Raw genomic sequence first — 13,280 nt, 5'->3', positions numbered from 1 at the left:
ACTTTACACATGTAATTGTGGATAAATTTTTTAATAACTTATTATTTTTCCTATTAAAATCTATTAAAAATTTCCTCAAATCCTTATTAAATCAAGTAAATATAGTGTTATTTCTTTTAAATAAATAGTTTGTGGATAAAAATTGTGAATAAATCTCATTTTCCTTTGAAAAAATAGTCTTTTCTAAGCTATAAACGAATTTTACACTTAATTATCCACTTGTATAAATTCATTATAAACTTATGTGAATTATAATTAAAAATACCGATATTTTTAAGAAAATTTTAATGAAAATTTTGTTGATAACTCTGTTTAAAACATTTAATCTACATAATTCTGTTTACATAAACAATAAATAATAAATATATTTATTAATTTAATATTTTTAGTAATAGTATGAAGCAAATTATAAATCCATTAAAAAGAAATAGTAATAAGATACCTATTTGGTTTATGCGTCAAGCAGGTAGATATTTGCCAGAATATAAAAAAGTAAGAGAAAAAACAAAAAATTTTCTAGATTTTTGTTATGATGTTAATAAAGCAACGGAAGTAACCTTACAACCGATAAAACGTTATGGATTTGATGCAGCTATTATTTTTTCTGATATATTAGTTTTACCTCATGCTCTTGGATGGGAAGTAGATTTTAAAGAAAACATAGGACCTATATTAAAGCAGTTCAAATCACAAGAAGATTTTAAATATCTACAAAGCAATCCGAATAATAAATTAGAGAAAGTTTATGAAATAATAAAAAAAGTAAAAGAAGAATTACCTTCCACCACTTCTTTAATAGGATTTGCGGGTAGTCCTTGGACAGTGATGAGTTACATGCTAGAAGGAAAAGGAAAACAGGATTTTAAAACGAGCAAAAAATTTATATATGAAAATAAAATACTTGCTAAAGAATTATTAAATTTTATTACGGAAAAAACAGCTGATCATCTTGTAAATCAAGCAAAATCGGGAGCAGATGTTTTAAAGCTTTTTGATTCATGGTCAGGAGTACTTGGAGAAGAGGAGTTTACTGAATTTGTAATAGAGCCGACAAAAAAAATTATATTAAAAGTAAAAGAAGATTTTCCAAAAATTCCTATAATTGCTTTTCCTAAAGGAGCGGTATTATTGTACGAAAAATTTATAAAAGAAGTACCTATAGATATTTTAGCCGTAGATCAAATGGTTCCTCTTGAAAAAATGAAAGAGTGGAGTGATAAAGTAATAGTACAAGGTAATTTAGATCCAGTCGTATTATTAACTAATAAAGAAATTATCAAAGAAAAAGCTTATAAAATTCTTCAGACAATGAAAGGAAAGAATTTTATCTTTAATTTAGGGCATGGTATTTTGCCTGAAACACCTCCGGAAAATGTAAAGTTTTTGACAGAATATGTTAGGTTATATGAAGAAAAGAATAGCAATAGTACTTTTTAATTTAGGAGGTCCAAAAAACCTTGAATCCGTAAAACCTTTTTTATTTAATTTATTCTATGACAAAGCTATAATTAATCTACCGAATCCATTCCGCTATATTATTGCAAAAATAATTTCTACTACTAGAGAGAGAAAATCTCAAAAAATTTATTCTTTAATCGGTGGAAAATCTTCTTTACTTCAGGAAACAGAGGAGCAGAAATTAGCACTAACCGAAAAACTAAAGCAGCTCATAAAAGAAGATTTCGCTATTTTTATAAATATGAGATATTCAGCACCTTTTGCTAAAGAAGTAATAGATCAAATAAAAAAATATAATCCAAGCGAAATAATATTATTGCCTCTATATCCTCAATTTTCAAGTACTACGACAGGATCTTCGGTTAAAAATTTTTTACAAAACTTTGATATTGATATCTCAATTAAAACAATTTGTTGTTATCCTCAAGAAGAAGATTTTATAAAAAGCCATGTTTCATTGATTAAGGAAAAACTATACGATGATGATAAAAATTTTCGTATATTATTTTCTGCTCATGGGTTACCTGAAAAAATAATAAAAGCAGGCGATCCTTATAGTTTTCAGATAAAAGAAACAGTAAAAGCAATAGTTAAAGAATTAAATATAAAAGATCTAGATTATAAGATAACTTATCAAAGTAGAGTAGGACCTATAGAGTGGTTAAAACCGAATACGGAAGATGAAATAGAGCTAGCAGGAAAGTTAAAAAAAGACATAATTATCGTACCTATATCCTTTGTATCCGAGCATGTTGAAACACTAGTAGAACTTGATATTGAATATAAATTAATCGCAGATAAATATGAAGTTCAATATACTCGAATTCCGACACTTGGAACAAATAAAATTTTTATTAATAGTTTGACAAATATATTGCTGCAATTTATTAATAAGGTTGATACTAATTTAGTTACGAGTAGCTCTAGTACAAGAATATGTCCAAACGAATTTACTAAATGTTTATGTAAATTAACAAATTAACAAGGAAAAGAATGGCAAGTTACTATCTATGGTTTAAGTCAGTCCATCTGATATCTGCTATATGTTGGATGGCAGGGCTTCTTTACTTACCTAGAATATATGTTTACCATACCAAAGCTAAAATAGGTAGTGAACTAGATAATACCTTACAAGTGATGGAGCTAAAATTACTCAGGTTCATTATGAATCCGGCAATGATTAGCACAATTATATTTGGTTTAATAAATGCTCATATTTACGGGTTTGTTGCTCTTGATACTTGGTTTCACGTTAAAATGTTTGCAGTGTTAATTTTAGTGATATTTCACGGTTTACTTGCAAGATGGCGAAAAGATTTAGCAAATGGCAAGAATATCCATTCAGAAAAATTTTACCGTATAGTTAATGAGATTCCAGCTATTTGTATGGTTATTGCAGTAATAATGGTTATAGTGAAACCATTTGATTAATATTTAATCTGTTCTGTCACCGTGGCTTGACCACGGTATCTATAAATACAGCTTGAAATATTAAATAGTAGGAATGACATAAATGAAAGCAATGCCTGCTCATCGATGATATTTATACTTTAGCTACCAAATATTGCTTCTAGTTCTGCTAAGCGTTTCTCTATTGCGTCTATATCTCTCTTTTTCAAAGGTCTTTCTAACAGCTCTGCTATCTCAATTTTTAGAATTTCTAAATTTTCTTTTGAAGTAAACTCTGCTACGAGTTCAGATAGGGTTTTGGTATTTTGGTTGGACATATGGATACTCCCGATTGATTAAGCTTAAATTACTCAAGTTTTAACCACCGAAGAGAAATAAACCTTTGGTGGTCGGGGAAGTAAGAAAACCATCAACGATAGCCATAATAGTCTTTAGGTTTAAAGTATGCACTTTAAACCTTGGACATAACTATTATAACCCCGACCAAAATAAAGCCAAGGATAGCATCATTTTATGGTCGACACAGATACCACGTTGATTAAGAGGTTCTTACGCTCCGAAATAGCATTTTGCTATTTCAGTTAAAGTTTATACCTAACTTCCTTTAAAAGTCAATCTATAACTTATTTTAAACTAATAGTTTGTTTACCTAAAAGATTTTTTATTTCTAATATAAGTTGTAAAATTTATTTAGAATATTTATAATTCATAAAAAATAATATGGAACATTATGAATAATAGCGATGAACTTAATAAGTTAGTAATTTTTAAAGATAAAACCATTAGAAGAATTTTGCATAACAACGAATGGTGGTTTTCAGTAGTAGACGTAGTAGGAGCATTGACTGATAGTAGTAATCCCGGAGCTTATTGGAGAAAACTAAAGCAACGGTTAAACGAAGAAAAAAGTGAGGTCGTGACAAATTGTCACGGGCTGAAATTAACTGCCACAGATGGGAAAAAATATATAACAGATTGTGCAAATACAGAATCATTACTTCGTATTATACAATCTATTCCGTCTCCAAAAGCAGAACCATTTAAACAATGGCTTGCTAAAGTCGGTTATGAGAGGATTCAAGAAATTTCTGATCCGGAAAAGTCAATTGATAGAGCAAGGGATAATTGGAAGCGACACGGACGTAGTGAGAAGTGGATTCAGCAACGTATGATGGGGCAGGAAACACGAAATAAATTAACTGACTATTGGAAAAATCATGAAGTAACGAAAGAGAGTGAATTTGCTATATTAACTAATATTATTCATCAAGAATGGACAGGTATAAGCATTAAAGAACACAAAAATATAAAGGGCTTAAAAAATCAAAATTTACGTGATCACATGAACGAAGCAGAATTAATTTTTACTGCTCTTGCTGAATTATCTACTCGTCAGGTAGCAGAAACTAATAATGCAACAGGCATGGAAGAAAATAAAATTGCAAGTAAAATAGGAGGAGGTATAGCTAAAAATGCTAAAACGGCCTTGGAAAATAAAACCGGTAAGAAAGTAATCTCAACAGAAAATTATTTACCGCCTAAACTTACAAAGTAAAAAAATTTGTTATAGATCGTGAGGCGTTATTGTATGGACCGGTAAAATCCACTGTGTCATCTAGTTCGCTTGCTAACTAGGTCCATAAAAATAATAAACAAATACTAATAATTTTAGTATTTTAACTGGATCCCGTGGTCAAGCCACGGGATAACAGAGATGAAATTGATCCACGCAATAATGCTAGAAGCCAAGGATTGCATCAGTTTTGTAAAAAATACTCTCACTTTTGACAGAGGTTTCGTAGCGTTTTACTATTTCGGTTATGGTTCTATATTAACTTCCAAAAAGTCAATTAAACTTTACTTCAGGTGGTAGCGACATTAATATTGCTTCAACATTTCCATCGGTCATTAAGCCGAATTTAGTACCGCGGTCATATAGCAAATTAAATTCTACATATCTACCCCGCCTTATAAGTTGGTATTCTTTCTGCTCAGTTGTCCAAGGTAAAAATAACTTACTTCTAACGATTTCAGGATATACCGACAATAAAGCTCTACCTACATCCTGCGTAAAAGCAAAATCCTGTTCAAAATTACCACTATTTAAGTAATCATAGAATATTCCGCCTACTCCTCTCGGCTCTTTTCGATGCTTTAGATAAAAATATTCGTCACATTGCTTTTTGAATTTAGGATAATAGCTAGAATCATACTTATCGCACGCTTCTTTAAAAGCTGCATGAAACTTTGCAGTTTCGTTTTCTTTCGGATAGAAAGGTGTTAAATCGCCACCGCCGCCAAACCAACTTTTAGAAGTTTCTATATAACGAGTATTAAAATGCATAGCGGGAATTAGTGGCGATTTAAGATGTGCGACTAATGAAATGCCTGTTGCAAAGAATTTCCCGTCTAGCTCTGCTCCTGGAATTTCACTACGGAATTCGGGAGAAAATTCACCGAATACGGTAGATATATTAACCCCGACTTTTTCAAATACTTCTCCTTTCATGAGAGACATAATACCGCCGCCACCGCCGTTACGTTGCCAGCTTGTACGTACAAACTTAGCCGGTTTTAAACCTTTTGTCTGTGCATATTCTTCTTCGATTTTTTCAAATTCTTTGCACAATAAATCACGTAAATCAGTAAACCAATTACTAGCTATCTCTTTATTTTCTATTTTCATAATTATTAAGCAACGATTTAATTACTTTCCTCATCATATACATAATCACTAAAAATACGGCAGCAATGATCATGATATAAAAAGCCGGAGCATAAAATAAGCCTGTATGCTCTACAAGCCAACGAGAAATAATAGGTGAAGTTCCGCCGAATATCGCTATTGCAAAATTGTAGCTGAAAGCAACACCGGTAAATCTTTGTTCTGCCGTAAACAAGGATATAACGAATATATAAGCCGTACCTGCTATACTTCCTGCGAGCAAACCAAGCATTGTAAGAGCTATAATTTGTTGCCACATCTCTTCTGCTGACATAAGTAACATGGTCGGTAAAATCAATATCAAAATAGCAGTACCAACAAGCATTGCCATTTTAAATTTTCCGATAATATCGGCAGTACCGCCGGCAAGCGGCATCGCTATCATTGCAATAAATGAACTATACGCTAAATATGATAAAGCAATAGTATTGCTAAGATGCATTACATTATAATAGAAAACATTTATATAAGTTTTTACTAAATACATAACACTGCTAGCAATAGCACCTATACACATAGTTAAAAACATCGATCTCCAAGCAGTTCTAATTACATTGGAAAAAGGTGCTTTAAGAACTTGTTTCTTTTTCTCAAGCATTTTAAAAATCGGTGTTTCCGATACACGTAATCGCAAGTAAAACCCGGCAAGACCCATAAATCCGCCAAGTAGGAAAGAAAAACGCCAAGCAAAATCTATATGCGAAAAATAACGCTCAATTATAATACCGATAAATGTTGCAATTAAAGTACCTGCGATATTTGAACCATGAACTAACCCTGCCGTAAAACCGGCTCTTAAGTTTTGACGATGTTCAAGGATAAAAATAGCCGCTCCCGTTCCTTCACCGCTAATACATAAACCTTGAATAAGCCGCATTATAACTAAAGTTATAGGGGCATAAATCCCAATACTTGCATATGAGGGTATAAGACCCATAATAAAGGTCGGAATAGTCATACCTAGCATCGAGATTATTAAAGCGATACGTCTACCGTATCTATCACCGATATAACCGAATAATATACCTCCTATCGGTCTTGTCAGAAAGCCGACCGCAAATACTCCAAGGCTTAGAAGAGTTTTAATGAATTCTGATTCACCTGGAAAAAAAACTTGTCCAATAATCAACGAAAAAACTGAATATACCGTAAAATCATAATATTCGAGTACATTACCTGAAATAGCAGATAAAAAAATGAATTTAGACCTATTCATCGAGCTTTAAATAACTTAATTACTAATTAGTTATTATAGACGAGTTACATCATTTATAAAGTGTAATTTATAATATTATAAAATAACCTTTATAATATTTAATTTTTTTATTATTATTTAAGACGAATGAAATTATAGATGAGTATGAAATATAATACTTCTGCAGAAAATTATGAAAAAAAGCTAGAGAAATATGATAAAGCAATAAAACGAAATCCAAACGATGCAGAGGCATATTTTAATAAAGGAGTATTACTGGAAGATTTAGGAGAGTATGAAACCGCAATTAAATTATATAATAAAGCTCTAGAATTAAATCCTAATTATTTTGAATCGCATATTAATAAAGGCACTGCTTTATCTAGCTTAAAAAGATATGAATTAGCAATTGATTCTTTTAATAAAGCAATTAAAATAAAATTTGATCACCCAACAGCCTATTATAATAAAGCTTATATTTTAGCAAAGTTAGGTAAATATATATTAGCTATTAAATCATATAAGGAAGTAATTAAATTAGAATCGAGTCATTTTGCGGCACATTATAATTTAGCAAATATCTTACTTGAGTTAAAAAAATATACTCAAGCAATTAAGTTAAATCCTGATTACAGTACTGCATACTCTAATAAAGGTATAGCATTAGCAAAATTAAAAAAATACAATTTAGCTATTGAATCTTTTAATAAAGCAATTGAGTTAAATCCTAATAATTCATATGCCTATCTCAATAAAGGAAACATTTTGTGTACTCTTGCAAAATATGAGCAAGCATTAGAGTTATATGATAAGACAATTGAGTTAGACCTTAACGATTATGATGCTTACTTTAATAAAGGTCTTGCTTTAGAAGAATTAGGAAAGTATGACTTAGCTCTTGAATCATACAATAAAGCATTAGAATTAGAGCCTGATAATCTAGAAGTAAAAGCTCAAATACAAGCTATATTAGAAATGTAAAAGAGGCACTGTCCAAATAAGTGTGTAAATTTCTCAAAGGTTGTATAGAAGAAAATATAACAAAAAGAGAAATTACAATGACACAGAAACAAAATGCTGCAATGGAACAAGCGATAGATTTATTGATCAATAATGATACAGATGTATCAATATTATTCAGGGAAGATGGTTTATTAAAAGAAATAACCAAGCGTCTTGTAGAGAGAGCTCTACAGTCTGAGATGAATAATCATTTAGGATATAGCAAGTACAATCAAAGTGATGCTCAGAATTCACGTAATGGTTATAACACAAAGAATCTGATTACAAAGAATGGTGCTGTTGAGATTGAAGTGCCAAGAGATAGAAATAGCAGTTTTGCACCATCATTAGTAGCAAAGCGTCAAAGAAGGCTTGATGGTTTTGATGATAAAGTACTATCTTTGTATGCTAAAGGTATGAGTTTATCAGATATAAAATTACAGCTTCAGGAGTTATATGGAGCTGATGTAAGCGAGAGTTTAATTAGCCAAATCACAGATGATATAATAGAGGATGTTAAGCTATGGCAAAGCCGTCCATTAGATCCAGTATATGCTATAGTATTTTTTGATTGTTTAATAGTAAAAGTACGTCAGGATAAACGGATTATCAATAAATCGGTATATGTTGCATTAGGTATTGATTTAGAAGGGCGGAAAGATATTTTGGGATTATGGATCAGTGAGAATGAAGGGGCTAAATTTTGGCTTGGAAATTTTACTGAGATGAAAAATAGAGGTATACAAGACATACTGATAGCATGTAGCGATAACCTTAATGGTATGTCTGAAGCTATAGGTGCTGTTTTTCCAAAGACGGAGCATCAATTATGTATTGTACATCAAATTAGAAATAGTTTACGATATGTATCATATAAGGACCGGAAAGAGCTTGCTGGTGATTTAAAACCTATTTATACACTAGCACAGAAAAAGAAGCACTTTCCGCTTTAGAGGCTTTTGAATCTAAATGGAATAAACAATATCCTCAAATTGCTAAATCTTGGTATGTTCACTGGGATAATTTAATGATTTTCTTAGGATACCCTGAAGAAATACGGAAAATAATTTATACAACAAATGCTGTGGAATCTGTTAATAGTCAACTCCGAAAAGTCACAAAAAATAAACGTGTTTTTCCAAATGATAATGCTGTTTTTAAAAGCTTATATTTGGCAATTGATTACATGACCAAAAAATGGTCCATGCCCATACCAAATTGGAATGCGGCTATGGCTCATTTTTTAATAAAATTTGACGAAAGAATCTAGGCTTTTGGAAAAGTTTACACACTTAATCGGGAAGACTCGTAAAAGACTAAATAATAAGATCATAACTATTATAATATATACGTTATAATGGTCAAGTACATAACCTAGTTATCTATCTAGTGGGAACTACCGGAATTCCTACTTTTGTAAGTTTAGCTCCTTTTGGCTTTTTAATTCCTGCAAATTTCTGTTCTTCTTGTTGTTTTCGTAGTTTTTCTCCTATTTTTGTAGCTTCTCTGCTACCTTTAAGAGCACTTTTTACGGGCTTTGTGTTAAGATTCGTAACACCTCTTGAAGTCTTAATATCTTCATCTTTATCAAAATATCTTATGTCTGTAGCAGTACTTAAATGATAAACTCCACTACTTTTTTGTATAAACTGATTTTGATTTTGTAAAGCTTTGCCTTCTAAATCTAAGAATTTACCATTTTTTTCAATAGCAAATACTTTTCCATTTTTTTGAAGAATAGTTTCATCAAGCTTAATATTCTCATCTAATACTACTTTTCCAAAATCACCTACCTCCCCAATTTTTGTACCGCTAAGATCATATGCGTAAAGTTTTTCTTCATGGAAATCTAAGTTGTTTAAAAAATTCTCTATGGAATTCTTATCATTAGTAAAATTGCCTAATTCATAAGTACCTATAATTTTCTCTTCTTTGCTTACTACTTTTTCCGTATATTTTTCTTCTTTAATAACTTTTTTAGTATTTTTAATAATTCCAAGATAAGCTAGAGCTTTTTTAAACTTGCCCACATTACGCTTTACCTCAACTTCTACGGGTCTAGAAAATTCTTTTACTTCTTCAACTTCTCCTATAACTAACTGCCCATCTATAGGTCTACCCAGTTCATCTTTAAAATGAATTAATTTGGCATTTTTTACTCTATTTAATTCAATTTCTTCAGTTTGAAAATGTAGATGTTTTTTTTCTGGCATAAATTCCTCCTTGAATAAATTTTGTGTTATTTCAAGTGTAAAGGAGTAAATTAAATTTTTGCAAGAAGTTTTTATTGTTAGTTATTTCTCAATAACTAACAAATATTAAGAATTAAAAACTACTGTGCCGTCCAGCCGCCATCTATCAAGAGCCCACTACCTGTTATTGATGATGCTTTTTTATCACATAAGAATATTACTAAGTTTGCTATTTCATCAGCTTCTACAAATTTTTTAGTAGCTTGAGATTTAAGGATTACATCCCGGAGTGCCGATTCTTCACTGATATGTCTAGCTTTAGCAGTATCTGCTATTTGATTCTGCACGAGCGGTGTGTTGACGTAACCTGGGCAGATAGCATTAACTGTAATATTATTCTCAGCCACTTCTAAAAGCAACGGTTTTGGTAAGCCCAAGAATACCATGCTTTGCTGCTACATATGCCGACTTAAAAGGTGATGCAACATATGCGAGAGCGGAAGCGATGTTAACAATTCGCCCGAAACGGTTTTTTTTCATAATCGGTATTGCGCATATTTTGTAGTATAGAAAGAAGCTATTAAATCTATACGCAAAATTTGCTCCCATTTATCTTCAGGAAATTCATCGATAGGAGCAACATGCTGAATACCGGCATTATTTACTAATATGTCTATTTTACCGAATTCTTTTATTATTCTCTCAAACATAGAAAATATTTCTTCAGGTTCTGCCAAATTTATTCCTTGATAAAATACGTTACTTGCACCAAGCTCTTTCAATTCTGCTGAAATTTTGGCTACTTCCGTCTCTTTTGCAAAACCGTTAATAACTATTTTAGACTCAAGTTTTGCAAAATGTTTTGCTATCTCAAGCCCGATACCGCTAGTAGAACCGGTAATAACTGCTACTTTGTCTTTCATTTTCACCTCCTTTTGTTGTCATTCTGCGACTTGTAAGCTAAACTGTCATTGCGAGGAAATTGCGTAGCAATTGTACGTCCGCAATCTGTTATTATTTTATGAGATTGCCACGCAGCCTACGGCTGCTCGCAACGACGATGTAGCTGGTACAAGCCACGGCATGACATAGTTAATCAAGTATTATTTGTCTTTTATTTAAAAGTAACTTATATTAGATTTTACTTAAAGAAATAATGTATATACTCGTTTAATTTGAAAAATTGGCGTTGTCGTTCTACAAGGGCTACGGTACTCACATATTAATATATGCTCCGTTCCTCGCCTTGTGAACTCCTAGCTCTTTTCCAAATTAAACTTCGTCTACTCTTCATTTTAATTAGAGTATAATTTATGGAAATTGTTAATAGCGTTGATGTATCTGTATCTTGCCAGGGCAAAGAACCTCCATATGACCATCCAAAAGTTTATTTAGAGATAGATAAAGAGAAAAAGGAGATTGTTTGTCCATATTGTAGCAAGAAATTTAAATTAGTAACAAAATGACTATAAAATTTCTGTCGGAAAGTACTATCAACCGAATTGCTGCCGGTGAGGTTATAGAAAGACCCGCATCGGTAGTAAAGGAATTAGTTGAAAATGCTGTTGATGCCGGTAGTACTAAAATAGATATTATCTTAGAGCGTGCCGGTAAAAATCTAATCATTATTTCCGATGACGGTATCGGTATGACTGATAAGGAATTAGAAATTGCCGTTGAACGTCACACAACTTCTAAGCTTGATGAAAGCGATTTCCTAAATATTCATACTTTCGGTTTTAGAGGTGAAGCACTGCCGTCTATTGCTGCCATTAGCAAAATGCTAATTACTTCTAAGAAACAAGGGGCTGACAAAGCGTTTCAGATTAAGTTAATCGGCGGCAATGAAAAACAAGTTACTGTTTCTGTCCATAATGAAGGTACTAAAATAGAGATACGTGATTTATTTTTTGCAACACCTGCTCGCTTAAAATTTCTAAGAGCCGACAAGACTGAACTTGCAGCAACTGTAGACGTGGTTAAGAAAATCGCTCTAGCACATCCTGAAATTTCTTTTAGCTTAACACATGATGACAGAAATCTGCTAAAGTTTAAAGGACAAAATAAAGATGCAGAAACTAACCTAAAACAGCGTATAATTGATGTAATAGGTGATGATTTTATAAAAAATGCCGCTTATATAGATTTCAAAACTCCTGATTTCTCTATTTGCGGCTATACTAGTATCCCGACATATAATAGAGCTTCAAGTGAAGATCAGTTTTTATTTATCAATAATAGACCGGTAAAAGATAAGTTGCTACAAGTAGCTTTAAGGGTAGCATATCAGGATTATTTAGCTCGTGATCGTTATCCGCTATGTGCTATATTCTTACAAATCGATCCGCAACTTGTTGACGTTAACGTACATCCGGCAAAAGCAGAGGTTAGGTTTCATGATCCGAATTATGTACGAAACTTATTAATAGAAGCAATTAAAAATGCTTTAACGAATAAAAGCCATGTTACTTCTACTACTATCGCCTCTGATGCTCTTCAGTTATTTAAAAATCCTTTAGTTAACAAACAACCGTCAGTAAGTAAAGCTGTAAGCGTGAATAGTAAACCAGCAGATTATAGACCTGCTATGTCGCCTAGTTTTAAACCTACGCCAAATACTGCTTGTCAAAAACTAATCGATACATTACCGCACGCTAAAATAGAACAAGAAGTAGAAAGACGTATAGAACATGAGCAGCAAGTCCATAAACAATATAAACTTGGGGCAGCTAAAGCACAACTTCATACTACTTATATTATTTCACAAACCGAAGATAGTATAGTAATTACCGACCAGCATGCAGCACATGAACGTTTAGGATATGAAAAAATAAAAGATTACCTTAAAACGGAAGAGTTAATAAAACAGCGTTTGCTTATTCCTGAGATAGTAGAACTGCCAAATGAAAGAAAAGCAGATTGTTTATATGAAAATAGAGAAAAACTATATAAACTTGGTTTAACTCTAGAAAAATTCGGTGAGAAATCTATTATAGTGACTGAAATTCCAAATATCCTTGAAGATGTAAACGTACAAAAGTTAATTCAGGATCTCGCTGATCATTTATCGGATTTCGGTGAGAATATAGCTTTGACGGAGTTAATAGAGCATGTGACAGAAACTTATGCCTGTCATTATTCTATTAGAGCAGGGCGTAAATTATCGGCAGATGAAATGAATGCCTTACTGCGTCAAATGGAAAATACGCCGTTTTCAGGTCAATGTAATCACGGCAGACCTACTTATATTGAGTTGAAGCTTAAGGATATCGAACGCTTATTTGGACGGTAACTCGTT

At 32.0% G+C, this 13,280-nt stretch carries 12 protein-coding genes and 2 pseudogenes; 8 read left to right on the top strand and 6 right to left on the bottom strand.

What is annotated here, in order from left to right:
- Positions 1-396 precede the first annotated feature (396 nt).
- The 3 genes from hemE to hemJ are packed head-to-tail and all read left to right on the top strand — an operon-like array spanning position 397 to position 2,889.
- Positions 397-1,437 carry a uroporphyrinogen decarboxylase gene (gene hemE, locus RF_RS07390; protein ID WP_011271697.1) on the top strand — a complete coding sequence of 347 codons (1,041 nt, stop codon included), beginning with the start codon at positions 397-399 and terminating at the stop codon, positions 1,435-1,437.
- Positions 1,394-2,440 (top strand): ferrochelatase, encoded by a 1,047-nt coding sequence (gene hemH / locus RF_RS07385; RefSeq protein WP_011271696.1) that lies wholly within the window; start codon positions 1,394-1,396, stop codon positions 2,438-2,440. Before hemE ends, hemH begins: the two co-directional genes overlap by 44 nt.
- An 11-nt stretch (positions 2,441-2,451) precedes the next feature.
- Positions 2,452-2,889, top strand: a complete 438-nt coding sequence (gene hemJ / locus RF_RS07380; protein WP_011271695.1) for a protoporphyrinogen oxidase HemJ — start codon at positions 2,452-2,454, stop codon at positions 2,887-2,889.
- Between the two features lie 119 nt (positions 2,890-3,008).
- Here the strand turns inward: hemJ and RF_RS10735 are convergent, their stop codons facing one another.
- Complete coding sequence (locus RF_RS10735; RefSeq protein ID WP_162180253.1) at positions 3,009-3,185, bottom strand: DUF5320 domain-containing protein; 177 nt, start codon at positions 3,183-3,185, stop codon at positions 3,009-3,011.
- A 413-nt stretch (positions 3,186-3,598) separates the two neighbouring features.
- Here RF_RS10735 and RF_RS07375 point away from each other — a divergent pair, with 413 nt between their 5' ends.
- The gene (locus RF_RS07375) at positions 3,599-4,423 is read left to right on the top strand and encodes a BRO-N domain-containing protein (protein ID WP_011271694.1); all 825 of its coding nucleotides are present in this window, start codon (positions 3,599-3,601) and stop codon (positions 4,421-4,423) included.
- A 291-nt stretch (positions 4,424-4,714) separates the two neighbouring features.
- Here the strand turns inward: RF_RS07375 and hemF are convergent, their stop codons facing one another.
- Together hemF and RF_RS07365 are read right to left on the bottom strand one after the other, a co-directional pair.
- Positions 4,715-5,554 carry an oxygen-dependent coproporphyrinogen oxidase gene (gene hemF / locus RF_RS07370; protein ID WP_011271693.1) on the bottom strand — a complete coding sequence of 280 codons (840 nt, stop codon included), beginning with the start codon at positions 5,552-5,554 and terminating at the stop codon, positions 4,715-4,717.
- Positions 5,538-6,809, bottom strand: a complete 1,272-nt coding sequence (locus RF_RS07365) for an MFS transporter (RefSeq protein WP_011271692.1) — start codon at positions 6,807-6,809, stop codon at positions 5,538-5,540. Before RF_RS07365 ends, hemF begins: the two co-directional genes overlap by 17 nt.
- A 144-nt stretch (positions 6,810-6,953) precedes the next feature.
- Between RF_RS07365 and RF_RS07360 the strand changes: the two genes are divergently transcribed.
- Positions 6,954-7,769: a tetratricopeptide repeat protein gene (locus RF_RS07360; RefSeq protein WP_187145854.1), complete on the top strand. Its 816-nt coding sequence runs from the start codon at positions 6,954-6,956 to the stop codon at positions 7,767-7,769.
- Between the two features lie 77 nt (positions 7,770-7,846).
- A pseudogene (locus RF_RS07355) lies at positions 7,847-9,060 on the top strand (IS256 family transposase).
- Positions 9,061-9,172: 112 nt separating this feature from the next.
- Here the strand turns inward: RF_RS07355 and RF_RS07350 are convergent.
- The 3 genes and pseudogenes from RF_RS07350 to RF_RS09495 form a co-directional block, all read right to left on the bottom strand.
- Positions 9,173-10,003, bottom strand: coding sequence for a hypothetical protein (locus tag RF_RS07350; RefSeq protein ID WP_011271690.1), 831 nt, complete (start codon positions 10,001-10,003; stop codon positions 9,173-9,175).
- A gap of 119 nt (positions 10,004-10,122) precedes the next feature.
- Entirely contained in the window at positions 10,123-10,389 is a 267-nt protein-coding gene (locus tag RF_RS08225) for an SDR family oxidoreductase (RefSeq protein ID WP_081427840.1), read from the bottom strand.
- Positions 10,382-10,905, bottom strand: a pseudogene (locus RF_RS09495) (SDR family NAD(P)-dependent oxidoreductase). Before RF_RS09495 ends, RF_RS08225 begins: the two are co-directional and overlap by 8 nt.
- Positions 10,906-11,295: 390 nt before the next feature.
- On the opposite strand from RF_RS09495, the gene RF_RS09490 reads away from it, so the two are divergent.
- Both RF_RS09490 and mutL read left to right on the top strand, forming a co-directional pair.
- The gene (locus RF_RS09490) at positions 11,296-11,448 is read left to right on the top strand and encodes a zinc-finger domain-containing protein (RefSeq protein WP_011271687.1); all 153 of its coding nucleotides are present in this window, start codon (positions 11,296-11,298) and stop codon (positions 11,446-11,448) included.
- Entirely contained in the window at positions 11,445-13,274 is a 1,830-nt protein-coding gene (gene mutL / locus RF_RS07340) for a DNA mismatch repair endonuclease MutL (RefSeq protein ID WP_011271686.1), read from the top strand. The genes RF_RS09490 and mutL overlap by 4 nt, the downstream gene beginning before the upstream one ends.
- Positions 13,275-13,280 lie beyond the last annotated feature (6 nt).

This window comes from Rickettsia felis URRWXCal2, from assembly GCA_000012145.1.
Lineage (GTDB): Bacteria > Pseudomonadota > Alphaproteobacteria > Rickettsiales > Rickettsiaceae > Rickettsia > Rickettsia felis.
Note: the sequence above shows the minus strand (reverse complement) of the source record. Positions and strands in the feature narration are given on the sequence as shown.